Annotated in this window: 21 protein-coding genes; 12 read left to right on the top strand and 9 right to left on the bottom strand. The window is 66.2% G+C overall.

Going from position 1 to position 23,760, the window contains the following annotated elements:
- Positions 1-56 precede the first annotated feature (56 nt).
- From Ssi02_RS29070 to Ssi02_RS29050, 5 genes are all read left to right on the top strand, one after another.
- Complete coding sequence (locus Ssi02_RS29070) at positions 57-929, top strand: sugar phosphate isomerase/epimerase family protein (protein ID WP_204030790.1); 873 nt, start codon at positions 57-59, stop codon at positions 927-929.
- 3 nt (positions 930-932) lie between these two features.
- Complete coding sequence (locus tag Ssi02_RS29065) at positions 933-1,955, top strand: Gfo/Idh/MocA family protein (RefSeq protein WP_204030789.1); 1,023 nt, start codon at positions 933-935, stop codon at positions 1,953-1,955.
- Positions 1,956-2,030: 75 nt separating this feature from the next.
- Positions 2,031-2,909: a beta-keto acid cleavage family enzyme gene (locus Ssi02_RS29060; protein ID WP_204030788.1), complete on the top strand. Its 879-nt coding sequence runs from the start codon at positions 2,031-2,033 to the stop codon at positions 2,907-2,909.
- Positions 2,906-3,757: a fumarylacetoacetate hydrolase family protein gene (locus Ssi02_RS29055; RefSeq protein ID WP_204030787.1), complete on the top strand. Its 852-nt coding sequence runs from the start codon at positions 2,906-2,908 to the stop codon at positions 3,755-3,757. Before Ssi02_RS29060 ends, Ssi02_RS29055 begins: the two co-directional genes overlap by 4 nt.
- Positions 3,758-3,889: 132 nt before the next feature.
- Positions 3,890-5,035, top strand: coding sequence for a glycerate kinase (locus tag Ssi02_RS29050; RefSeq protein ID WP_204030786.1), 1,146 nt, complete (start codon positions 3,890-3,892; stop codon positions 5,033-5,035).
- Between the two features lie 132 nt (positions 5,036-5,167).
- Here the strand turns inward: Ssi02_RS29050 and Ssi02_RS29045 are convergent, their stop codons facing one another.
- From Ssi02_RS29045 to Ssi02_RS29035, 3 genes are all read right to left on the bottom strand, one after another.
- Entirely contained in the window at positions 5,168-5,338 is a 171-nt protein-coding gene (locus tag Ssi02_RS29045) for a hypothetical protein (RefSeq protein WP_204030785.1), read from the bottom strand.
- 152 nt (positions 5,339-5,490) lie between these two features.
- On the bottom strand, positions 5,491-6,150 hold the full coding sequence (locus Ssi02_RS29040; RefSeq protein WP_204030784.1) for a hypothetical protein: 660 nt from the start codon (positions 6,148-6,150) through the stop codon (positions 5,491-5,493).
- Between the two features lie 334 nt (positions 6,151-6,484).
- Positions 6,485-7,747 carry a hypothetical protein gene (locus Ssi02_RS29035; protein WP_204030783.1) on the bottom strand — a complete coding sequence of 421 codons (1,263 nt, stop codon included), beginning with the start codon at positions 7,745-7,747 and terminating at the stop codon, positions 6,485-6,487.
- A 576-nt stretch (positions 7,748-8,323) separates the two neighbouring features.
- Between Ssi02_RS29035 and Ssi02_RS29030 the strand changes: the two genes are divergently transcribed.
- The 5 genes from Ssi02_RS29030 (at position 8,324) to Ssi02_RS29010 (ending at position 15,405) form a co-directional block, all read left to right on the top strand.
- Entirely contained in the window at positions 8,324-10,504 is a 2,181-nt protein-coding gene (locus Ssi02_RS29030; protein WP_307825820.1) for a prolyl oligopeptidase family serine peptidase, read from the top strand.
- A gap of 290 nt (positions 10,505-10,794) precedes the next feature.
- Complete coding sequence (locus tag Ssi02_RS29025) at positions 10,795-11,670, top strand: replicative DNA helicase (RefSeq protein WP_204030781.1); 876 nt, start codon at positions 10,795-10,797, stop codon at positions 11,668-11,670.
- Between the two features lie 429 nt (positions 11,671-12,099).
- Positions 12,100-13,503, top strand: coding sequence for an MDR family MFS transporter (locus Ssi02_RS29020; RefSeq protein WP_204030780.1), 1,404 nt, complete (start codon positions 12,100-12,102; stop codon positions 13,501-13,503).
- A gap of 903 nt (positions 13,504-14,406) precedes the next feature.
- Positions 14,407-14,901, top strand: a complete 495-nt coding sequence (locus tag Ssi02_RS29015; RefSeq protein WP_204030779.1) for a peptidoglycan-binding domain-containing protein — start codon at positions 14,407-14,409, stop codon at positions 14,899-14,901.
- A 216-nt stretch (positions 14,902-15,117) separates the two neighbouring features.
- A complete protein-coding gene (locus Ssi02_RS29010) occupies positions 15,118-15,405 on the top strand; it encodes a YiaA/YiaB family inner membrane protein (RefSeq protein ID WP_204030778.1) in 288 nt (95 codons plus the stop codon).
- A gap of 5 nt (positions 15,406-15,410) precedes the next feature.
- On the opposite strand, the gene Ssi02_RS29005 is transcribed toward Ssi02_RS29010, so the two are convergent.
- From Ssi02_RS29005 to Ssi02_RS28995, 3 genes are all read right to left on the bottom strand, one after another.
- Complete coding sequence (locus Ssi02_RS29005) at positions 15,411-16,061, bottom strand: response regulator (protein ID WP_204030777.1); 651 nt, start codon at positions 16,059-16,061, stop codon at positions 15,411-15,413.
- Positions 16,058-17,224: a MacS family sensor histidine kinase gene (gene macS, locus Ssi02_RS29000; RefSeq protein ID WP_204030776.1), complete on the bottom strand. Its 1,167-nt coding sequence runs from the start codon at positions 17,222-17,224 to the stop codon at positions 16,058-16,060. Before macS ends, Ssi02_RS29005 begins: the two co-directional genes overlap by 4 nt.
- A gap of 218 nt (positions 17,225-17,442) precedes the next feature.
- A complete protein-coding gene (locus tag Ssi02_RS28995) occupies positions 17,443-18,396 on the bottom strand; it encodes a hypothetical protein (protein WP_239129965.1) in 954 nt (317 codons plus the stop codon).
- A 243-nt stretch (positions 18,397-18,639) separates the two neighbouring features.
- Between Ssi02_RS28995 and Ssi02_RS28990 the strand changes: the two genes are divergently transcribed.
- Together Ssi02_RS28990 and Ssi02_RS28985 are read left to right on the top strand one after the other, a co-directional pair.
- Positions 18,640-19,809, top strand: a complete 1,170-nt coding sequence (locus Ssi02_RS28990) for a sensor histidine kinase (protein WP_204030775.1) — start codon at positions 18,640-18,642, stop codon at positions 19,807-19,809.
- Entirely contained in the window at positions 19,806-20,477 is a 672-nt protein-coding gene (locus Ssi02_RS28985; RefSeq protein ID WP_204030774.1) for a response regulator, read from the top strand. The genes Ssi02_RS28990 and Ssi02_RS28985 overlap by 4 nt, the downstream gene beginning before the upstream one ends.
- Before the next feature lie 107 nt (positions 20,478-20,584).
- On the opposite strand, the gene Ssi02_RS28980 is transcribed toward Ssi02_RS28985, so the two are convergent.
- The 3 genes from Ssi02_RS28980 to Ssi02_RS28970 all read right to left on the bottom strand — a co-directional run bounded on the left by Ssi02_RS28980 (position 20,585) and on the right by Ssi02_RS28970 (position 23,519).
- Positions 20,585-21,709 (bottom strand): hypothetical protein, encoded by a 1,125-nt coding sequence (locus Ssi02_RS28980; protein WP_204030773.1) that lies wholly within the window; start codon positions 21,707-21,709, stop codon positions 20,585-20,587.
- On the bottom strand, positions 21,702-22,256 hold the full coding sequence (locus tag Ssi02_RS28975) for an RNA polymerase sigma factor (RefSeq protein ID WP_239129964.1): 555 nt from the start codon (positions 22,254-22,256) through the stop codon (positions 21,702-21,704). Before Ssi02_RS28975 ends, Ssi02_RS28980 begins: the two co-directional genes overlap by 8 nt.
- Positions 22,257-22,376: 120 nt before the next feature.
- Positions 22,377-23,519: an esterase-like activity of phytase family protein gene (locus tag Ssi02_RS28970; protein WP_239129963.1), complete on the bottom strand. Its 1,143-nt coding sequence runs from the start codon at positions 23,517-23,519 to the stop codon at positions 22,377-22,379.
- Positions 23,520-23,760: the final 241 nt, after the last annotated feature.

The raw sequence follows: 23,760 nt of genomic DNA, 5'->3' as shown, positions 1-23,760 counted from the left end.
GCGACCGGCGAGGCCGGCAACAGCCAGAACAGGCATAAGGATCAGTGAGGAGCGATATGAAGATCGCAACCGATACGTGGATGCTGCGTCCACAACCGATTGACACGGTGTTCTCGACCGTGCGGACGGCGGGCTTCGATTACCTGGAGCTTTCGCCGCGGCCCGACGTGATGCCGAGTTACGGGGGCAGACGGGCGTCCAAGGCGAAGATCGCCGAGATCGCGGAGGCGTCGAAGACCCACGGCGTCGAGATCGCGTCCATCTTCATCGAACAGGCATGGGGAAGCTCGGAGGAGGACATCCGGCAGGCCGCGGTCGGCTACTGGAAGCAGACCATCCAGCTCGCCGTCGACCTGGGCTGCGACCGGATCAACTCCGAGTTCACCGGACACCCGTCCGCCCCGCAGGCGGGCGAGGCCGCGATGCGCCGCTCAGTGGAGGAGGTGCTGCCGCTGGCGGAGGCTGAGGGCATCACGATCGCGCTCGAACCGCATCCGGGCGACTGGGTGGAGTCCGGCATCGAGGCCGTCAACTTCATCCGCGGGCTGCAGAGCGACTACGTCACCTATCTGCACTGTGTGCCGCACACCTTCTACCTCACCGGCGTAGAAGACGAACGCGGTCACCTTAAGGGCGTCAACCGCGACATCATCACCTACGCGGGCGACACCATGGACCACATCCATCTGGCGGACACCCTGCTGCCCGGCCGTACCTTCCTCAATCCCGGAAGTCCTGGGGTGCGCAACCACCAGCACCTCGACATCGGCCAGGGCGACATCGACTGGGAAGAGGTGTTCGACGCCCTTCGGGAGGTCGAGTTCGACGGCGTCGTCTCGGTGGCCGTCTTCCGGCACGAGTCACGGGTGATGGACTCGCTCACCCACAACCGCAGCATCATCCGCGAACGCCTCGAAGGGGGGCGTTGACCGGTGACCGAATCGGTACGCTTCGGCGTTGTCGGCCTTGGCGAGATCTACCAACTCGCCCACCACCTCGCCTACCAGCGGGCGGACGGCCTGGAAGCCGCGGTTGTCTGCGACCTCGACCAGGACGTCGCCGAGCGGACGGCGCAGTCACTCGGCGCGGAGGCGAGCACCGACTACCGCCGGCTACTCGAGGACGACCGGATCCAGGCCGTCGACCTCGTGCTTCCGCACAACGTGCACTACAAGATCGCACGGGAGTTCCTGGAGGCGGGTAAGCACGTCCTGATCGAGAAGCCCATGACCGTCGACGCCGCGCACGCGCGCGAACTCGTCGACCTGGCGGCTCGCAAGGGACTCAAGTTCACCGTCAACGAGAACACGCGCTTCATCCCCGCCTATCAGGCGACTCTCGACGCCGTCAACAGCGGCGAACTGGGAGACGTGACGCTGGTCCGCACCCTGATCAGCGGCAATGAGTTCGAGCGCCTCGGCAACACAAAACTTTGGAAGGGTCGCCAGGACGGCTCGGGCGGCGGCACCATCATCGACGCCGGCGCTCACTCCTTCTACCTGCTGAAGTGGATGTTCGGCGAGGTCGCGTCGCTCCGGGCCCTCTCCGAGCGCCTCGTCGGCGCCAGCCAGGTCGAGGACTGGTCGGTCGTGTGCGGCCGGATGCAATCGGGTGCGCTCTTCTCCGTCGAGTCCACCTTCACCTCCGGCGGGCCGTGGAACGAGCGCCTTGAGGTGCACGGCACCAAGGGGCTCATCGTCGTCGACCAGCACCAGAACCCTCCCGCCATGATTTTCCGCGGCAAGCGCGACCACGCGGGATCGCCATTGCCCGGCACGGCTTACGAGCCGAACACCTGGAAGTACAACTCGATCTCGGCCGGGATCGAGAGCTTCGCCCGTTCGATCGCGAACGACGAGCCGACCGCCGTGGCGCCCGAGGACGGCGCTTACGCGGTGCGAATCATCGAGCTCGCCTACGAGTCGATCGCCTCGGGCTCGCCCGTCACGGTCTGAGCAGTCCGGCACATTCCGGCCGGGCGTGGCCGCCCATACCAACCCCCCGAATAACACAACCAATGAGGAGACCCCATGGATCCGCTCGTTATCACCGTCACGGTCGACAGCACGATGTCCTATCCCGGCTACAAGGGAATGCCGGCCATTGAGGACACCGACAAGGTCGGCCAGGAGTACATCGACTCGGTGAACGCGGGTGCGACGCTGTGCCACCACCACGGTGTTCACTACCTGGAGGACGCCATCCAGGCGGACGGCAAGAAGCTGTCCAAGATCGACTTTGACGGCTGGAGGGACCTGACCGAGAAGATCCGGACCGTTGGCACCGATCCGATCATGCAGTTCGGCATCGCCAGCGCCCGCCTCCCTGAGAAGGTCGAGCTCATGTCGCTCAAGCCCGACATGATGTCCTACGCCTTCAACGTGCACGACGAGTACTTCCAGCCCGACCCGGCCTACCCCGCCAACGAGATGTACTCCCTGCACCCCCGGGACGAGCTCGTCGAGTTCGTCACCGCGGCGGAGGCGCACGGTGTGAAGCCGGAGATCGAGTGCTTCTACACCGGAGCGTTCTGGAACCTTGAGTACGTCCGGCGGCAGGGCCTGCTGCAGGAGAAGGCGTGGGCGACCCTGTTCTTCGGCTGGCAGGGCGGCGCATGGACTCCTCCGACCCCGGACGCGCTCATGTACATGGTCAAGCACCTCCCCCCGAACACGAACTGGAACATCAGCGTGATGGACGCGGTCGCGCAGTGGCAGCTGCTGCCGCTGGCCATCGCCCTGGGCGGCCACGTCCGCGTCGGCTGGGAGGACAACCCCTACCTGCCCGGTGGTGAGGCCTCGCGCAGCAACGCCGAGCTGGTGGAGATCGTGGTCAAGATGGCCCAGCAGATCGGCCGTCCGATCGCGAACGTCGAGGAGGCCCGGCGCATCGTCGGGGTGAGCCGATGACGGCAACTGCGGGTCTGGCGCGCGCCCGCCTCCGCGGCGAGGTCGTGCTCGTGCGAATCTCGCAGGGACAGGCGACGGTGCTGGCGACCGAGTCGGATCACCCCGCCGCCGACGTCCTGCGGGAAGCGCTGCACACAGGTGCATGGCGTGAGGATCGCGACAAGGCGAAGGTTCCGGTCGAAGACCTCGAACTCCTCGCTCCTGTCGCGAACCCCTCGAAAATCCTGTGTGTCGGCCTCAACTACCTCGACCACGCAGACGAGTCGGGAGTGCAGGCGCCCGCCAAGCCTCTCCTGTTCGCGAAGTTCCCCAACACGTTGCGAGCCGACGGCGCTGTCGTCGAGGTACGGAGCGACCTCGCCGGCGAGCTCGACTACGAGGGGGAGTTGGCCGTCGTGATCGGGAGCCGGGCGGACAACGTCGACCTGGACGAGGCGCTTGACCACGTCCTCGGTTACGTCGCGGCGAACGATCTGTCGGCACGGGACGCTCAGTTCTCCGACGGTCAATGGCTCCGCGGCAAGTCCGCCAACGGTTTCTGCCCGGTCGGGCCGGTCGTGGTGCTCGCCGAGGACGTCGAAGACCCTCAGGCGCTGCGCATCGTCACCCGGCTCAACGACCAGGTCGTTCAGGACTGCTCGACGGGAGAGATGATCTTCTCCGTGGCGGAGATCATCTCCTACGCCTCTCGTTACATGACGCTCGAACCGGGGGACCTCATCCTGACGGGCACTCCGCCGGGTGTGGGCTTCGCACGCAAACCCCCGCTGCTGGTCCGGGACGGCGACGTGGTGACGGTGACCGTGGAGGGCGTCGGCAGCGTCGCCAACCAGGTGCTCGTCAAGTGATCATGTGCGTTTGACCGATCGGCTGTACGGCATGGCCCCAACGGGACTCCGATAGATCATCTTGCGATCGAGCGGGGTTCCGTTGCGGAGCATGGCCGTTGGGGCAGAGGCAACAACCGGAAGGCGATTCGCATGAAAGGGCATGTCGTCGTCGCGCCCGACAAGTTCCGCGGGTCGCTGACCTCTCCCGAGGTGGCCGCCCATGTGGCAATCGGGCTGCGTTCCGCCGGTTCCGGGCAGGTGCCCGTTGTCCGGCTCCCGGTCGCCGACGGCGGCGACGGCACCGTCGACGCGGTGGTCGCGAGCGGTTTCACCCGGGTTGAGATGGAGGTCACCGGGCCGGTCGGCGAGCTGGTCACGGCGGCTTATGCCATACGCGACGAGCCGGGCGGCCGGGTCGCGGTGATCGAGCTGGCCGAGGCGTCGGGCCTGCGGCGGTTGCCGGAGGGCGGCGCCCCGGCGCCGCTGACCGCCACAAGCCGTGGCACCGGCGAACTCATGGCTCATGCCGTACGGCACGGCGCGACCCGGATCGTGCTCGGCCTCGGCGGCAGCGCCTGCACCGACGGAGGGGCCGGCATGGCCCAAGCGCTCGGCGTGCGGCTGCTGGACGCGGCCGGGAACGACCTGCCGCCGGGCGGGATCGCGCTGCGCGATCTGCACACGATCGACGTCTCCCGCAGGTTGCGCGGCTTCGAGGTCGTCGTGGCGAGCGATGTGGACAATCCACTGCTCGGGCCGTACGGCGCCGCCGCCGTATACGGCCCGCAAAAGGGCGCGACCCCCGGGGACGTGGCCGTGCTGGAAGCCGGCCTGGCCCGGCTGGCGGCAGTCGCCGAGCCGGGCGGTGTCGCATATGCGATGCGGCCCGGCGCGGGAGCCGCCGGCGGGACCGGGTTCGGCGCGCTGGCCTTCCTGGAGGCGGAGATCCGGCCGGGCATCGGATATCTGCTGGATCTGGTGGACTTCGAGCGGCATGTGGCGGGTGCCCGGCTGGTGATCACCGGTGAGGGTTCGATCGACGGGCAGACACTCCGCGGCAAGGCCCCCGTGGGCGTCGCGGCGGTCGCTGCCAGGCACGATGTGCCGGCAGTGGCGGTTTGCGGCCGCCGCTCGGTGAGCGACGAGGAGCTGCGCGCGGCCGGCATCGAGGCGGCCTACGCACTGACCGACATCGAGCCCGACGTACGGCGGTGCATGGCCGAGGCCGGACCGCTCCTCGAACGGCTCGCCGGGCGGATCGCCGCCGCGTTCACCGAAGCAGGACCGTCACGCTGAGGATCACATAGCCGGCGCACAGCCCGACGAATGTCATGTTGTCGAGTATGCGCATCGCCCGGCTGTCGGCAAGCTCCGGGCGGATGGCGGCGGGAAAGACGGACAGGGGAGCGAGTCAGGAGAAGATCCCGATCAGGACGACGGCATTGACACGGGGTTCGGTGTGTTCGGCCTGTTTTCGGCGATCAGCCGCACCACGGTGAGGTCGTGCGAGATGAACACGCACCCTAAGCCGGTGCTCTCGCGGAGTTCGGCGAGCAGGCCGCGGATCTGCGCCTGAGTGGAGACGTCGAGCGCCGACACGGCCTCGTCGCAGATCCCGCCGGCCCGGCTCTTTGATCCAGGCGGCGCCGGTGGACTTGCTCATCCGCCTTGCAGATGCCCTTCAAGGGACGGCAGGGCATTCCGGGCCTTCTTCCCCGAGCAGTGGCTGCCCCAGCCCTCGGCGGGCCTGCTCAGGCGATGGCGAGGTCGTCCCGGAGGCGGTGGACCCACTCGGTGGGGAAGACCTGCTCAAGCCGCGTCTTGCTGATCTCCAGCATCCCCTCCTTCGCCAGTGGGAGGAGAGCACCGTTCTGCACCGCCGTGTGGTTCTCGGGAGCCGGGCAGATCAGGACGGCGAGAATTCGGCACGACCGTTGCAGTTCCTTGATCCCACTGATGTGAATCACGTCCCTGATGGGCTCCCAGGCTGTCTGTACGGCAAGAGCCACGAGCGCTTCGAGAAGAGGGCTGCGATTTTCGGCTTTCCGGAACTTGAGGATGGCCGCTGTCACATGTTCGGGCACTTGATCCAGGGCCTTGGCGAACTTCTCGATGACCTCGGCCAGGGCGACGAGGAGGTCACACCAGAAGTGGTCGGTAAGTTTTCGTCGGTTTGCCGGTGGGTTGCGTCCGCCGAACCTTTTGTCCAGTTCTTGGACGACGGGGCCAGTGAGAATATCGCCGACTTTCTGGATCTGTTCGATCGCACTTGGGTTTTCGAATAGCCAGTCGATGAGATCGACCGTAGCGCTGTCGATGGCGGCTGCCTGTCTGGGCTTGGACGGGTTCCGTCGCCCCCTGGGCGGCCGAGTCTTGCTCCACGCGAGGTCGCTGCGTTCTCTCACCTCCATGCGAGCTGCGGGGGACGGGTCCCGGGCCAGGGTCAGGCCGTGGGGCCACCCGTGTTGCGCCCCACCGCAGTCGGAACATCGGCACTGATGCAGCTTGGCGCGCTCGCAACTCTTGGGGTGCGTCACTCGCCCTCCATAACGTTCGGGATGAAGGTGAACTGGGCAGCATTGCGGAAACCTCCTCTTTTAAATCACAAATAATGCGTAGAGAAATCATTGTGGCGGATAGTTCGATGTATCCGCTTGGCTATAAGAAACGGATCTGCGTGTTAATGACGCCCTATTGGGCGGCCTAAAACCAGCGGGTTGGGCTCCCGGTGAGTGGAGCAGCGGCTCAGTGGGCTTCGTGTGAGGCCTGGTCTTCGGCCGCGTCCAGCCATCGGCGATACCAACGGGCGAAGCCGAGCGGGTTTCCGGCGTCGTCGACGAGTGGTTGGAACCCGGCGCCGCCGGCGGTGTCGTCCCCCCACATTTGGCCCCGTGCCGGGCCGCTGATCACCAGAGCCTCTCGCAGAGCGCAGCCGAGATGGCACAGATACAGCAGCCCGATCGAATGGCGATGATCGTAAACGATCGTGTTGTACTGCTCCCAGTAGGCGTCCTCGGCCGCGGTGAAGGCCTCGCTGGAATCGAAGTCTTCTTCGTCAGGTGGCGCGGGAAGAGCGTCGGCGGGGTTGAACGCCTCGACATGGGGAAACGGCTGGTTCAGCGTGCCCAGGTCCGTGAGGTTGGCGCCGTCGCCCTCCCACTGCCACCGTCCGTTCACGCGGCGCACGGGAAAGAGCCCGTAGGCAGGGCCTGCCCCGCCGGCCCCCGCCTGCTGCAGAAAGGATTGGTATTCGCCAGGGAGTTCTGTCCGTAGCTGTGCCTCTATCTGGGCCAGGTCGCCGGCTCCCAGTGGCGGCTGAAGCGTCCAGCGGTGGCAGGCCGAGCCGAACACCGCATCGGCACCGGGGTCGGCGGTCAGCCGCACAAGCCGTTCGCGTACGTCTGACCAATCGGTCCCAGGGTTTCGTCGAAGGCGCCATTCACGTTGAAGAGCGCTGCGCATGGCTGGACGTCCGTGGTCATTGCGACGTGTGGTTCCACTGTTCCCTTCGTGCTTCTCTGGGGCGAGAAAGTAATGAAGAGTTTGAGTCGTGGTCTGGACCACCACGGGATCCCTGGGAGGGGAAGGCCAAATCTGGAGGTAGTGGTCGTCGGTGGCGTCCTCTGTGCCTTCGGTGTCCATGCCCTTGACGTGATAGCGGATGCGGTATTCTCCGGGGCCGGCTGGGAGTGGGGGAAGGGGGAACGCTATGTGTTCGTCGTAGCAGAACCCGGTCATCTCCAAGTGCCCGGACATGGATTGATAGCCGATTTCCACGATGTCTTCATATCCTGTGAGATCTGCCTCCGGGGCTCGATCGCTGATCGCCACGGTGAAGTTGGCCGGTCCCCACTGGTGGGTGATGCGGAGGGTGGCGTAGCCCTGCTCGACCGCGATGATCCCGATGCTCTGAGCCGGTGTTTCGGCGGCATATCCCTCGAGTTCCCGGTCTGCAAGGTAAACGATCCCGCGGTCCGCCACTTCCAGTTGCACGCGTACGCTGCTCACCTCGCTGCTGCTCACGAGCAAGGAGCGTAGACGCCGTCACCGACAAGATCGCTCACGGTCGCCATGAGGGCCTTGATCCAGGGCGTCCCTCTGGTGCGCTTGTCATGGTGGGGGCCATTGGGGCTTGAGGGTGACTTCTGACAGGTGGGAGCTAATGGGACGTCGCGTTTGCTTTGTCGAGGTGCTTGGCCGGCGCGAGCGCTGCGGTATGTAAGGGTAATTGGCGCTCTCTTTGTTGACATTCAGGTTGGCTGCTACTCGGGCTCTGAGATGTGAATTTTCTCCATGTGAAGGGTTTGCTGAGGTAGCTCATGTGGTTAACAGGCACATGCCGAGGGTGTGCTCTCGCTGTCGATAACGGTGCCCTTGTTTATCGATCCCCGGTATGGGGAGACTGGTCGGCGTACAGCGCTCATTTCGGGCGAAGCGATGGATCCGGGAGGGTAATCATGAATGGATACCTGCCGTATCGCGAAACCACTCCGGCTGCCCGCGTTGGAGGCGTGCGCGGCTGGCAGGCGGATATTCTTCGCGGCGAGTCGTAGCTGAGTGAGCTCGAGGTGCTGCGGTGCCTAGGTGCCGCAGTGCCTCGACCTGCTTGAAACGTGGTGCTCGGCATCGGGGGGCGTTGTGGCGCGACGGTTTTACCCTGCCGCTTGGCGTGGTGATGTGGTGGAAAGTCTGTTCGGATGCTCGGTTTCCGACCCCTATCGATGGCTGGAAGACGGCACTGATACGCGTGTGCGGGCGTGGGCGGCTGCTCAGGATCGGCTCTTCCGCTCCTGTCGGGCTGGATGGCGCGACGGCCAATTGTGGGCTTCCTTGGTGGATCAGGTGTCATCTTCTGGGGTGTCGGAGCCTCCGATGGTGCGTGGTTCGGTCATGTTCCTGGCCGAGCAGGCCCGTGGGGACGAGCAGCGGCGTTTGCTTGTTGTCGACGGCGTGGGGAACAGGCGGGTGTTGGTCGATCCGGTAGAGGTCGATCCGTCCGGTCACACCGGGTTGTATGCCTGGTGGCCGTCGCGTGAGGGCGGGCGGGTGGCTGTGCAAATGGAGGTCGCCGAGCAGCCCGGGAGTGACATCCTGGTGTTGGACGTGCGCACCGGTGAGGTGGTGGACGGGCCCTTGCCGCGTGCTCGTAACACCTCGCTTGCCTGGTTGCCGGGAGGGGATGCGTTTTATTACGTCAGCCGGGTTCCCGACGAGGAACTGGTCCCTGGGGATATGCGTTTGCAGCGGCGGGTGAGGTTGCATCGCGTCGGGTCGCCCTGGCAGGACGATGTGGTGGTCTTCGGTGGTGACGATGCGCCGGACCACTACTACGGGCTCACGGTCAGCGGTGACGGATGTTTTTTGGCGGTCACTGCGATGGCTGGGCCTGCCTCGCACAACGATGTCTACCTGGGCGAGATCGTCGATCTGGAGGTTCCGTGCTTCGTCAAGATTGTGGATGGGGGCACCACACGCGCCCGTGTCCTTCCACGTTTTCTCGCGGGTAACGATCTGCTCCTGGTCACCGACTACCAGGCTCCCTGTGGCCGCGTCTGTGTGGCGCGCAGGGGTGATGTCGGCCCGGCTGCATGGCGGGTGCTGGTAGCCGAGGATTCGCAGGCTCCTCTGGATGAGTGTGTGGTTCTGGACGGCCCGGCACTTCCGCGGCCCCTCTTGCTGGTGGCGCGTGCCCGTCACGGGATCTCCACCCTGACATCGCACGACCTGGCCACCGGCCGGCTGATCAGCGGTCTGCCTCTTCCCGGGGCAGGTGTGGTGTCGTCTCTGCGTACGGACATCGCACGTGGACACCGCGCCTGGTTCAGCTACTGTGACGCGACCACACCGCCCACCATTTATCGCTACGACGCCGTGACCGGGGAGATAGAGCAGGAGAGCGGCGCCACGACAGCCGGGCACGCTCCGGAGATCCGCAGCCGCAGTGTTCGCTATCGTGCCGGTGACGGGACCGAGGTCACGATGCTCCTGTTCACCCCGTCCGAGGAACGCGAGGGTCCCCGTCCCACCCTTCTCTACGGCTACGGCAGCTTCGGCATGCCGATGCGGCCGTGGTTTTTCCCGGCCGCGGCCGCATGGGTCAGTGCCGGTGGCACTTATGCGGTGGCCTGTGTGCGCGGCGGTGGTGAAGAAGGCCGACGTTGGCACGACGCCGGCCGGGGACCGCACAAGCATCGCGCGATCAGTGACTTCAACGACGCCGCGGCATGGCTCATCGACACCGGTCTGACCACTCGCGACCAGTTGGCGATCTATGGCCAGTCGGCCGGTGGGCTGCTGGTCACCGCCGCCGCCACGCAACGACCGGAGCTGTATGCCGCGGTCATTGCCGAAGGGCCGCTGTGTGACATGGTGCGCTACGAGAATTTCGGGCTTGGCTGCACTTGGAGCGATGAATTCGGGACGGCTTCCCAGGCCGAACAACTTCAATGGCTGCTGGCATACTCTCCCTACCACAACGTCGAGCCTGGAGTCTGCTATCCCGCATTCCTCCTGGCCGGTGCGTCGATTGATTTGCAGACCGGCGAGGCTCATGCCACCAAAATGTGTGCGGCACTACAGCACGCCACCGGCGGTGACCGGCCGATCTTGATGCGGCGAGAACCCGATACCGCTCACGCGGCCTCCTCCGCCAGTAAAGAGCGCGGCCTGAATATCGACGTCCTTGCCTTCGCCGGCCAATACACCGGGCTATCGCCGATGGCGGCGGAAAAATCTCTTCGCAAGGCTGTCGTAGAGCCATACTGAGAACGGCGTCCAGCGGCATGCAGAAGATGCAATGCGAGATCGGCGTGGGGTCTGATCTGCCGGCTGGCTTCGGGGTGCCGGGCCCATCGTACAGACCAAACGTGCCGCGCCCCTCCCTGCTGCACGGACAGTGATGGAGCCCAGCCATATGGGCGAATGCCCGGAAACGGGAGTGCGGCTGGGCCATGCTGTGTGCGCAGACTTCCCCGCACCGCAGACTTCCCCGCCCCCCACGGCCCGTGCCCCGTGCCGTCGTCCCGCGCTTCTGCCAGAACGGAGATCTGAACGCCATGATGCACCTCGGCAGCGAATACCTCTCCGAAACGCTCGACCTCATCAAGGCCAGAGCGGCAGCGCCCGATGATTCGACCGCGATGCCCACCGGCTTCGAGGACTTCGACGCGCTCACCGCCGGTGGTCTGCGGCCAGGGAGCCTCACCGTCATCGCCTCACGGCCGGGGATGGGGCGGAGCACCCTCATGGCCGACATCTGTCGCCATAATGCGCTCGCCAAAGGCCGGCCTGTCGCCGTCTGGACGTTCGAAGAGGAGGCGCACGACTTCACCGTCCGGCTGCTCAGCACCCAGGCCCGGGTGGCCCGCCATAGCATGCTTTCGGGTGCCTTGGTCGAGGACGACTGGACGCGGATCGCTAAGGCTCGGGGGCAGATCGAGGCGGCGCCGCTCCACTTGAGCACCCCTTCGTCTCTCACGATGGCCCAGTTTGCGGACGAGGCCGCGGAGCTGGTCGCGACGCGAGGTGTGCGGCTCATCGCGATCGACGGCATCCACGACATCCGCCCGGAGCGGCGTCGCGATCTGCATGGACGCAAAGACGGCACTGCCGTACAAGAGTTGAAGACTCTCGCCCGTGACCTCAAGGTGGCCGTCTTGGTGACGTCGCACCTGAAGCGGGCTCCGAAGCAGGTCGTCGACAAGAGGCCGCACGTGGACGACCTGCGTGATTCAGACGCGATCGCCTACGGCGCGGATCTGCTGGTCCTGCTTCACCGGGAGGACGGCTACGGGCAGGAGTCGGATCGAGCGGGCGAGGCCGATCTGATCATCGCCAAGTATCGGCACGGTCCGTGCGCCACGATCACGGTTGCCTTTCAGGGGCACTACGGCCGGTTCATCGACATCCCCAGGAACGCCGGACAAGGTTAGGGATCTCCGGCAGTGTCGTCGCTCGGTGGTGGAGGTCCCCTTCGCGACCGGCCGCGCCTGCCGTACGTCGCCCTGCCGCCCCTGCCTGCTCCTGCCGAACATTCTTCTTCTCAAGAGGTACGGCAGGAGCCTCGGCGACCGAAAGCCGCGAGATATTCGCCCAGGTCAGCGTGGGAGCCGGGGTTCACGGTGCGATCTTCAGATCGTTGCCAGTCCGGGAAAATCACGTGACATTTCCTACCTCTACCCGGAATGTTGGGCGGGGGCTATGAGTTTTGTCGGTGGTGCAGGTCAGTCTTTACCTGACCGCTGGGCTTCATCCATGCCCCCACCACATCCTGCAACCCCGATCGAGGTGCCGTGCCTACTCCACAGCTCGACTTGCCAGTCGCGCCCGCAAGCCCTGATACCAAGCGGCGAACCCCGGCCGTGATCCGGCTGCTGGTGCTCGCCACTTTCGTGGTCATCCTCAATGAGACGATCATGATCAACGCGATCCCGCAGCTGATGGAGGCGCTGCACATCACCGAGCAGACCGCGCAGTGGCTCTCGACCGCCTTCATGCTGACTATGGCGGCGGTGATCCCGATCACCGGGTGGTTCCTGCAGCGGGTGCCCACGCGCCGTGCCTACGCCACGGCGATGGGTCTGTTCCTGGCCGGTACGGCATTGGCCGCGGTCGCGCCCACCTTCGAGGTGCTGCTCGGCGCCCGCATCATCCAGGCATCCGGAACCGCGGTGATGATGCCGCTGCTGATGACCACGCTGATGCAGGTGGTGCCCGAGTCCGATCGGGGCCGGGTGATGGGCAACGTCTCCCTGGCCATCTCGGTCGCGCCCGCCATGGGGCCGACGGTCTCGGGGCTGATCCTCCAGTTCGGGTCCTGGCGGTTGCTGTTCCTTGTCGTGCTTCCCATCGCCGGCTTGATCACATGGCGGGGCCTGAAGCAGCTTGAGAACGTCGGCGAGCCCCGGTTCAGCACCGTCGACTGGTTCAGTGTGGTGACCGCGGCTGCGGGCTTCGGCGGTCTGGTCTACGGGCTCAGCCGGTTCGAGAGCGGTGACGTCCGCGTGGCCGTCGCGATCGTGGTGGCGGGTCTGGCCTCCATCGCCGTTTTCGTCGTCCGCCAGTTGTCGTTGCAGAAGCGCGGTGTGCCGCTGCTGGACCTGCGCACTCTGCTCAACCGCAACTACACGGTCGCGTTGATCATGATGTCGGTGGCCTTCCTGGCGATGATGGGCTCGATGATCTTGGTGCCGCTCTACCTGCAGAGCGTCCGCGGGCTCAGCGCCCTGCAGACCGGACTCCTCGTGATGCCGGGCGGCCTCGCGATGGGCCTGCTGGGGCCGACGGTCGGCCGCGTGTTCGACCGGTTCGGCGGCCGGGTGCTGGTCATCCCGGGTGCGATCGGGATCACGCTGTCGCTCATCGGCTTCACCCAGATCAGCATGACCATGCCGTTCTGGCAGCTCCTCGGCCTGCACGCGCTGCTGATGGTGAGCCTGGCCGCGAGCTTCACCCCGGTGTTCACGCTCGGGCTCGGTGCGGTCCCGCCGTCGCTCTACTCGCACGCCAGCTCGATCCTGAGCACACTGCAGCAGGTCGCCGCCGCCATCGGCACCGCACTCGTGATCACTGTGATGAGCGCCCGGTCCGACGCCCTGAAGGCGGCGGGGGTCACGGAGGATCTCGCTGTTCTCGGCGGCATGCGGATGGCCTTCATCGTCGGCGCGGCGCTGTCGGTGATTGTGATCGTCGCCGCTCTTCTCCTGCCGGCCCGCTCGAACAAGCCTGCCGAGATCAAGGAGCCTCTGTCGATGAAGCCGGAGTGACGGCGGTGGGCCGGGATGGTTCACTGTGCCGCCGTCGCCCAGGTCAGGTCGCCCTTGAAGAGGGGCAGGACAGTCGCCACGGTGGGGTGGCGTCGACCGGGGCCGGCGGTGCTCGCACGCGGGGACGGGGTTCGGCGGGCGGATGGCCGCCCGCGTGTGCCGATCGTCGAGAAGGGGCGCCCGCGCTCAAGTACGGACACGGATCCGGCTGCCGGAGCCGCGGTGCCCGGGCGACTGGACTCCGGGGTGAAGCGAGAGCGGCACTGGGGGTGGCGTGGGGGCAGCGGGGAACGGGGCGGCGTGAGGAACGCCGGAAAGTTGTGGCAGACGGTGAACCGAACTCTTGGCGAAATCCTTGCCTGTGAAGGTTCACCGGCCGCGTCCGTCTGGATGACCAACGAATATTTGCGCTCGGCGCCGTGAGGCGCCGGACCATATCAATCTTGTGCTTTCGTGGTCAAGGGTCGTGTGGTGCGGCTTCTTTTGCTGGACTTTCTACTTCCGTTGGAAACGTAGGATAATCCTCCGCCACCGGCGCACTGACGGCGCAGATCCGCAGTTCTTTAAATATCAACTGTACGGAATCTCTTCCCGGAGATCGCCGTAATCCGAGCCGGACTGCCGGCGAGCCGCCCACTGGAAATCCTCAAGTGTGCGAGCAATTCGCAAGGGAAAGCGGCCTCCGTCCTCCGGTTGCAGCCGCCATTAATGATTGCGGTCACAGTGCATTAAGAGTGAGGTCAAAAAGCCTCGCGAGAGCCGACCCCCGGGCCGTCCTGTGTTCTGCTAGGAGTTGCGGCCTCATTTCATGAGAGCTCGCGCGACACGAGCGGCCCGTGCATGGGCGCCGCCAGGTAGCCCCGGCCGCGGGCCGCGCCACCACCTCGATCTGTGGAGGTAAGCATGACGGCACCGCCATTCAAACCACCACCGCTGAGGTACCCACCGCCGACCGAGACGGAGACCGTCAGGCAATGGCAGCAGCAGCTGAGATCGCGCGGCTGGAACATCGACGTCGACGGCATCTACGGACCCGAGAGCAAGCGCCTATGCGCCAACTTCCAGATGGAACACGGCCTGGAAGTGGACGGCATCGTGGGTCCGGAGACCTGGAAGGCGACGTGGGAGGCTCCTAGCACGAAGCCTCCGCCGGCACCGGACCACATCCTGCAGAAAGGCGATATGAACAATCAGTTCGTTCGCAAGTGGCAGCGTCAGGTGAACAACCGCGGCTGGGAGGAACTCGAGGTCGACGGCGACTTCGGTCCGCAGACCGAGCAGGTCTGCAAGGAACTGCAGAAGTTCAAGGGCCTGCCGGTCAACGGGAAGATCGACCAGCACACCTGGGACGAGGCCTGGCTGGAGAGGGTGCCCGTCGGTGCGGGCGCACCCACGTGAGGGCGGCGTTCATGTGAGTGCTGCGTCCTTGTGACTGCGGTGTTCATATGACTGCGGCGTCCGAATCCGTGGCCGGTGCCCGTCCAAGGGCACCGGCCACCGTACGATACGGCGGAACCACAGCCGCGTGAGGTTTGTGCTTCGGGCTCATCTACTCAGGCAGGGTGGGGCGATTTACTCAGGCGAACGGCTGCCCGGTGCCGGACCCTTGAAAGCATGAGTAAGCCACTCCAACCCACAATGACCACTGCCTACTTCGTGCAGTGCGTCATATCCTTCGTCGTGGCTATCGGCAGCGTGGCGCTCGGCGTCATCTATCTGCCGATAGACCCCTGGGTCCGCGCCTTCTTCGCGGTCTCCGTGCTTTATACGGTGACGTCGACCTTCACCTTGGCCAAGTGTGTGCGTGACCGGCAGGAGATCGCCAGTATGGCAAGCCGTGTCGACCAGGCACGCCTTGACAAACTGCTCACCGAGCACGACCCCTACAAGGTGGATGCGTAACTGAGCTACGCCTCGTCGAGTCCGCGCTTGATGGCGTAACGGACGAGTTCGACCCGGCTGTGCAGTTGAAGCTTGTTCAGGGTGTTTTGCACATGGTTCTGCACGGTGCGATGGCTGAGCACCAGCCGTTCGGCGATTTGCCGGTAAGAAAGGCCTTTGGCGACCAGGCGCAGCACCTCGGTTTCCCGGTCGGTGAGGCTTGGTCCGTCGTTGAGGGGCGTCTGGGTGGCGAGGCGGCGATACTCGCCCAGCACAAGCCCGGCCAGGCCGGGGGTGAAAACCGGCTCGCCTCCGGCGGTGCGGCGCACGGCGTCGAGGAACTCCTCCCGGCTCGCCGACTTGACGAGATAGCCGGAGGCGCCGGCTTTGACCGCCTCCAGCACGTCCTCGTGCTCGCCACTCGCCGACAACACCAGCACCCGGGGAGGCGAGTCGGACGCGGCCAGTCCTCTTGCGACCTCCGCGCCCTGGATGTCGGGAAGCCACAGGTCGAGAATCACCAGGTCGGGGCGGATCGTGGCGGCGATGCGGAGCGCCTGACGGCCTTCGCCGACGGTCGCGACCACGTCGTAGTCGGCGTTCTCCAAGTCGCGGGCGACGGCGTCCCGCCACATCGGATGATCGTCCACCACCATTACCCGCAGCGCACTGGTCATGGCGCAACTGTAAACCGGCCTGTGTCCCCGTCCAGAGTGCATGAGCCTCTGGGGATGGGAACGGTCAGTTCGACCTCGGCCCCCTGGCCCGGCACGGACGTGATCTCGACTGTGCCGCCGAGGCCGGCGATGCGGCCGCGGATGGACTGCGCGATGCCGAGCCTGCCCTCCGCCTCGGCCTCCGCCAGCCGGCCGGCCGGGATGCCGGGGCCTTCGTCGCGCACGGTGACGGTCATCGAGGTGCCATCGTTCTCGGCGAACACCCAGGCCCTCGCGTTCTCACCACAATGCGACCGGACGTTGTCGAGCGCCGCTCCCACGGCCGCGACGACCTCACGGGCCTGGTCGGAGGGGAGCGGCAACGGTGTCGCGGGCGTCGACACGGTGACCAACGACGTCGCATAGCGGCGCAAGCCGGCCGCCAGGTCAACCGGGCTCGTGCCGTTCTGCGCGAGCAGGGGTGGTGGCCCGCCGCGGATCAGCTCCCGTAGCACCGCCTCCTGTTCACCGGCGAGCCGGCCGAGTTCGGCTGACTCTCCGCCGATCTCCAGCCCGCGGCGCTGCACCAGCGCCAGCACTTGCAGGACGGAGTCGTGGATGCCGCGGGCGAGTCGCTCGCGTTCCCGGCTGGCCGCCTCTATCTCGGCGGCTTGTTGCAGCCGTTCCTCCGCTTGTTTGGTCAGCCGGGCCACGTGGCCGACAACGGTGCCGGCGAGAATGAGCAGCACAGATCCGTTGACGGGCGTGGAGAGGTCGAATCCCGGCAGACCAAGTAGCCACTGGTCACCGAGTGCCATGATGACCGCCGCGACCGCGCCTGCCCGCCGCCCGCCGTACACGGCCCAGGCGAGCACCGGTGCCCCGATCCACGTCGCGGTGACCGGCATAACGCCATCCTCACGGGCGCCGGCTCCCTGGACGTACGGCGAAGCCAGCATGCAGCCGAGTGTGACGAGGAGGTCCGTCAGCAGGAGCGGACGGGTTCTGGTGGTGGAATATGCGGCGGTGGTGATGCCGGTCCAGGCCGCCATGACGCCGATGACCAGCCAGCCCGCGAGGGGACGGAGATAACCGTCCGCACCGGTCAGGAGCAGCGCCGCGTAGCCGAGGGATGCGATGCGGTAGACCGCGATAGCACGCCAGAACGATCCTTCGATCTCCATGTGGCCTCATGACGCTAATTTGGCGCTCTGTTCCCGGTGACCCGACTATATGGCGACTTGCTCGCCGCATGCCGATTCTCCTCCCGAGCTCTCTCCTTATGACCGAGCACTCACTTCGGGTGGATAAACCTCGGAGTTGAGGCGGAACGTTCTTCGGACGGACGCCGCCGGCAGCACGTCCTTCCGCTACTACGGCATTCTCTGAGACCCGCGAAAAGTCAGCTGTTCCCGGAGTCTGTCGGGGCGCCGGCGTTTTGCTCGCGGATGTATTCCAGGAGGTCGGCTTCGTCGATGACCTCGTCGGCGGGCGGTGCGGTGACGACCAGAGGGACGCCCCAGTTCTTGTAGCGGGTGTCGCTCCGCTTCACCAGCGGGGCTTTCCCCGCTCCCGCGGTGTCCACCGTGATCAGTCGCTTGAGCAGGCCGGTGCGGTCGGCCCAAAGCCGCCACGAGACCGTTCCCTTGCTCTTGGCGCCGATGGGTTTGCCCGAGACGGGATTGACGAAGGCGCCCTTGGAGACCTTGCTCAGCCTCGGGTAACTCATGGTGCCCTGGTAAAGGAAACCGCCGGAGGCGGGTGTGCGCTTCGAGCATTTCAGCACGGCCTTCATTACGGCCAGGTCGTATACGTTGATCGATTGCAGGCTGGCGTCCAGGGCGATGTCCCGGCCCATGAGCCCCTTGTGGTTGCCCGGGAATCTGATCCAATTCTTGCCGTCTGGAACCGGTCCGGGGTGAGTTTTCGCGGCGTCGTAGAAGTCCTCGCCGACGCGGATCACACGATAGCGGTCCGATTTCTTGGCCGAGCGGGGAGCGGGAACGTCCCACCAGGTGAGATTCGTCGCGGCCGGGCCCGAGGGGGAGAGTTGAACTTTGCCGGTGATGCGGGTCTCCGGCCCGAATACCTTCTTGCCGAAGAAGTGGCGGTTGGTCTCCGAGACTCGAACTCCGCGGTCGTTTCGGAGGTGCCGTTTGACGGCCTTCACCGGGTCGGGGGCACCCGCCTTTGCGGCGGCGTTGCTCGCGGCAACCATGCTCGCGGCAACAGTGCTTGTGGCAACAGTGCTTGTGGCAACAGTGCTTGTGGCGACCGCGCTCGTGGCAACCGTGCTCGCGGCAACCATGGGGGACACGATCAACACGGCGATCGCCGGCACGGCCCGTCGTCTCATGGAGCGCCTGTCCTTGTCCTCGGGGGGTGGGGGGAAGGGTGAAGCTTAATTGGGATGGTAACTGGCGCGATCTGGGAGAGGCGGGCCTATTGTCCGTTTCGTAGCCGCCGATGGTGAGGCGCGGGACTCCCTCTTGAGAGGGAGGGAGAAGATGGGCCACGTCGGCGATCCGGGAGTGGGTGCGGGACCGACAGGATTGGCGGTGTCCCCACGAAATTCCACTCCGGCGGAAGTATGAGCATCATGTCCGATATGTCGGCTCTTGTGTCGCTCTGGAGGCGGGTGCGGGCGCTTCCGCCGCTCCGGCTGGATGCGGCGTTGGCGCTGCTCGTCATGGTGGTGCAGTTATGGCCGTTCCTGTCCAGGGAGAGCCCGCACGCCGCGTCGTGGCACTGGTGGGGGTATGCGGTGGTGGTCGCCTCTGCCGTGCCGCTGGTGTGGCGGCGGCGGGCGCCCGTGATCGTGCTGATCGTGAGCCTCGGTGTGATCGCGTTGTACGACGTTGTGGAGGAGGTTCCGGCCCAGCCCATCTGGTATGCCGGACTCATTGCGACCTACACGGTCGCGGCCTACTCGGCGCCGCTGCTCCGTATGGTCATGCTGGCCGTCAGCGTTGTCGGGGGCGTGCTCCTGGTCGGCTCCTCGGATACGGCGATGCGGGGTGTCGTGTTGTTCGTCGCCGCGCATGCCATCGGGCGTGCCTCCGCCGGCTCCCGCGCCGTCACCGCCGCATTGGAGGAGCGGGCGGCCCGGTTGGAAGACGAACGCCGGGTTGAGGCCGAGCGGGCCGCGGAGCGGGAGCGTGCCCGGATCGCTCGCGACATGCACGACATCCTCGCGCACGCGGTCAGCCTCATGGTGGTGCAGGCCGAGGCCGGGCCGGTGGTGGTGCGCATTGATCCGGATCGCGCCGAGGCCGCGTTCGACGCGATCGCCGCCGTGGGGCGCGACGCCATGGTGCAGCTTCGCCGTACGCTGGGGGCGCTTAAAGAGGACGCCGGGGTGCGGACACCGCGGCCGACCATCGGCGATCTGGCCGGGTTGTCGGAACAGGTGGCCGGCACGGGGATTGAGGTGGTCTTCGAGAGTTCGGGGGAGTCTCGGCCGTTGCTGCCTGATATCGAGGTCGCGGCCTATCGGGTCGCTCAGGAGGCCCTGACGAATATCATCAAGCACTCGGGCGCCACCCGTGCCGAGATCCGGCTCATCTGGGAGGCCGACACACTCATGATCAGCATCACCGACGACGGGCGTGGTTCCGGCGTGTTCCTCCCCTCGGGTGGGAACGGCCTGATCGGCATCCGCGAACGCGCCGCCGCTCTGGGCGGTTCGGCGACCGCGGGTCCCCGTCCGGACGGGCCAGGTTTCCGGGTGCTTGTCCGGCTGCCGGTCAGCGAAGCGGTCGCGGCGTGACCGTCAGAGTGGTGGTGGCCGACGATCAGGAGCTGGTGCGCGCCGGGTTCAGCATGATCCTCGACGCTCAGCCGGACATAGAGGTCGTCGCCGAGGCAGGCGACGGGGCTCAGGCCGTCGCCGCCGTTCGTGAGCATCGGCCGGATGTTCTGCTGCTCGACATCCGGATGCCGGTGATGGATGGCATTGAGGCAGCTCGTGCGGTGTCGGCGGAGAGTGAGTGCCGGGTGCTCATGCTGACCACGTTCGACGTGGATGATTACGTTTACGATGCGCTGCGGGCTGGGGCCAGTGGGTTTCTGCTCAAGGATGTGCGGCGTGACGATCTCGTTCACGCGGTGCGGGTGATCGCGGCGGGGGAGTCGCTGCTCGCGCCTTCGGTCACCCGGCGGCTGATCGCCGAGTTCACCGCCAAAGCGGCGGTCGCCCGCCCGACTGTGCCGGCTTCGCAACGGCTCGCGGTGCTGACGGGGCGGGAGCGGGAGACGATCAAGTTGATCGCGCGGGGGTTGTCCAACGCGGAGATCGCTGAAGCCATGGTGGTCAGTGAGCACACGGTCAAGACGCATGTCAGCAATGTCCTGACCAAGCTTGGGTTACGTGATCGGGTCCAGGCGGTGATCGTCGCTTACGAGACCGGGCTGATTGTGCCTGGCGAATCGGGATAAGAGCGCACGCAGGCGCATGCGGCACGGCGTAACGCTTGCCCCACGCGTGAAGCGGGCTGTGCCGTACCGGGCTGGACATCTGCGGTACGGCACGCGCAGGGCAGGTCCTAGCTCCTGTTTTTGCTTTTCTTGCAGCCCTTGGGGATGGTGGGCTGCTCTGTGGTCCAGCCCGACTCGGAGGTTGTGGCACGGAAGGTGACGACGCTGTCCTTGGCCATCCCGACACCCGCGCGGGCCGCGTGGGAGACGTCGGCGAGCGTTGTGCCCGTGGTGGGGTCGATGTGCATTCGGTGATAGACCGGCAGTTCCAAGCCCGTTTTCCGGTTGTAGACCAACGTGTTGTTGGGAGTGCCGAATTCCACGGACAGGGCCGGCCTGTTCAGCGGGTCCGTCACCGTGCCTATCACCTTGGTGGCCGGCAGTCCGGCCAGGAGGCGAATGACAGCGGCGCGCTGGTCGGGGCGGAGAGGCAGTTCGAGAAGGTTCGAGGTGGTGGCGAGATATTCATTGAAGGGTTGCTTGAAGCCGCGCTTCTCCCAAACCCTGTGGTAGGTACGGAGCTTCTCCTTCAACTCTTTCTGACCGGTGGGCAACGCCGCCAAGTCGGCCATGGTCAGGTCGCCGACTGTGCCATCGACTCGTGAGTTGTCCAGCGTTCTGTGCTCGCACTGGCCCACCTTGTCGGTGACCGGCACGTCGCAGCGTTCACCTTCGTCGCACGGGAATTTGACTCGGCGTGGGCTTCCGGCGGCGCGCCAGGCGCGTTCGTCGGCGGTTGTGGCCGGGCGCGCGATGGGGTTGGGCCAGAACAGTTGAGTCGCCGGCTCGCCGAAGTCACGCGGCTGCCATGTTTCACTGTGGAGTTGCCCCACATAGGTAATGCCGCTTCTCTTCACGTATTGCCCCCTGATCGACGTCTGCCGCCAGAAGGAGCCGGTCTCCGCGGGTAGTCCCTCGATTCTGTCGGCCAGGTCCAACAGCGCCTGGTTTCGTTTTGGCGCGACGGCGCTCGGGGCCGCCGCTGTCAGGTTCGCCACCAGGCCGAAGACGACCCCCACGATTCCCACCGTTCCCACGGTGGCCGCGGCCGCGGTCAGGGTCCAGGTTCGCGTGCGCCGCCGCGCCGGGCGGGCCGGCGAGGCAGCCAGGCGGGCGCGGGCCCGGGCGACGACGTCGGGCGACGGGGGGTTCGCGTCGGGCAGGGCGCGAGCGAGCAGGTCCAGCTCATCCATGGGAGTCCTCCTTCAGCGGGTTGACGTCGCCGAGTGCGCGGCGCAATTGTTTGCGCGCCCGGTTCAGCCGGGAGCCGACGGTGCCGATGGGCACGCCGAGAGCCTCGCTCACTTCGGCGTGGCTGAGTCCGCCCAGCGCGATCAGCAGCACCACGTCCCGGTCGCGCCGCTTCAACCCGGCCAGCGCCCCCGCAAGCGGGCCGGTGAAACGTGCCGCCGTGACCCGGTCGAGCACTTCGTCCTCGTGGCCGCCGCTGTCGCGTTCGGCCGTCCGGCTGATCGCCTTCCAACGCCTGATTTCGGTACGGCGGTGCCGGGCGACAACATTGGTGGCTATGCCGTACAACCAGGGGCGAGGTGCGCCGATCGCCGGGTCGTAGGAGCTCTGCAGTGCCGCCACGAAGACTTCGGCCGCCAGATCGTCGGCGACGTCGTCGGATAAGCGCCGTGCGATGTAGCGGTGGATCTCAGCGAAATACGCGTCGAAGAGGTCTGGAGGGACCCTTGAGTGCCGCCTCGCCTCATTCAGCGTGTCGTGGACTGTCACGCTCGTTCTTGCCCGATCGGGGGAGTCGTTTTCACGTCGCCGGGGCCGGACGACCGAGGTGTGTTTCCCCGGCCGTCCGGTGGGCTTGCGAGGCAGGAGGCGTAGACCCTGGGGGACGCCTTAACAGCCTCGGGCGGCGAAGGCGAGGAACTGGGTGGTCTCCCGGGTGTCGAAGTTGTCGTCGGAGCCGATGACAAGCGTGCATTCGCCGGTGAGGAGGCGGGGGCCGAAAGCCAGGCTTTCGAGGTTCTGAATCGGCGACTCCAGGTCGTCGAAGTCGTAGACGAGGCGCTTGGACACCGGCTGGTACGCGTCGCCACTCGCCAGGCTGTCCCGCTCAAGGACGTTGGTCGCGCCCCGCAGGTCGATCTCATAGAGCTTGACCTTGTAGCCGACGCCTGCGATCGAGAAACGCTCCAAGGTGAGGTAGCGGTTGTCGTCGATGGCCAGGATCTCGGAGACACCACCGCCGCCGGAGCCGGTCGGGGGAATCGGGGTGGCGGGAAGGGCGTCGACGGGGTAGGCGTATTGCGCGCGGATTTCCCCGTCGCGGCCCCAGACGTTGATGCGGACGGGGGCGCCGCGTTCGAGGGTCGGCCGTGCGCCGTCTTCGAAACGCGGGCCTTCGGCGACGGCGGCGATGGTGGTGGGGGAGAAGGTCAGCCCCTCAAAAGCGCCGTTGCGGCGGGGGCCGCGTTCGGCGTCGGTGTTGTTGAGGTTGGCGGGCAGGGGGAGTTCGCGGAGGAATTTACCGTCGCGGTCGATCCAGCGCACACCCGGCTGGGACACCGGGATGGTGAGCTCGGTGGAATTGGGGCGGTCGCCCTCGTCCGCCCAGAGGAGCCGGCGGGTCCATTTGTCGAAGCGGATCGCCTCGGGGTCGGCGGATTCCGGCAGGCCGATTCCGGGGTAGGGGGTGCCGTCGGGGCGCTGGAGGGTTTTGACGCCGGTGATGTGGACTCCGGTGAACGCGCCGGTGCGCCGGTTGATGTCGAGTTTCCCGGTGTAGAACCGGGCGGGGTTGAAGCGGGCTCGGTCGTCGGAGATGAGATACCAGGTGCCGGTGAGCGGGTCCCGGTCGAAGCCGGAGAGGCCGCCGACCGTCGTGCCGGCGTATTGCAGTTGGTGGGCCAGCTGCTGTTCACCGAGGAAGCGGGTGAACTGGAAATCCCTCGACGCGGCCGAGGCGGGCGGGGCGCCCACGAGGCTGAAACCGACCGCTGTCGCGATGGCAAGCCTGGTCATTGTCTGCCGGCGTGTCATACATGCCCCCATGTCGTGTCGCGAAAGATCGTGGATCAAATGAGATCGCGAACATGAGGGGGAGTCCACCTGGTTTGGGCATGTTTAGGGGGCCGGTACGGCTCGCGCATGTTGTGCCTGCTGAGACGCGGGTGAGTCTCACCCAGGCCCGCATCGACTTCGCCGAGTTCGGCGCCGCCCGCTGACAGGACATCGGCAAGGTCTCAGGCGTGAGCATCCGGTGAGGTGACGCGCCGGAGGA

Origin of the sequence: Sinosporangium siamense, assembly GCF_016863435.1 — a bacterium.
In the GTDB taxonomy this organism is placed as follows: domain Bacteria; phylum Actinomycetota; class Actinomycetes; order Streptosporangiales; family Streptosporangiaceae; genus Sinosporangium; species Sinosporangium siamense.
This window is presented reverse-complemented; position numbering and strand designations above follow the sequence as displayed.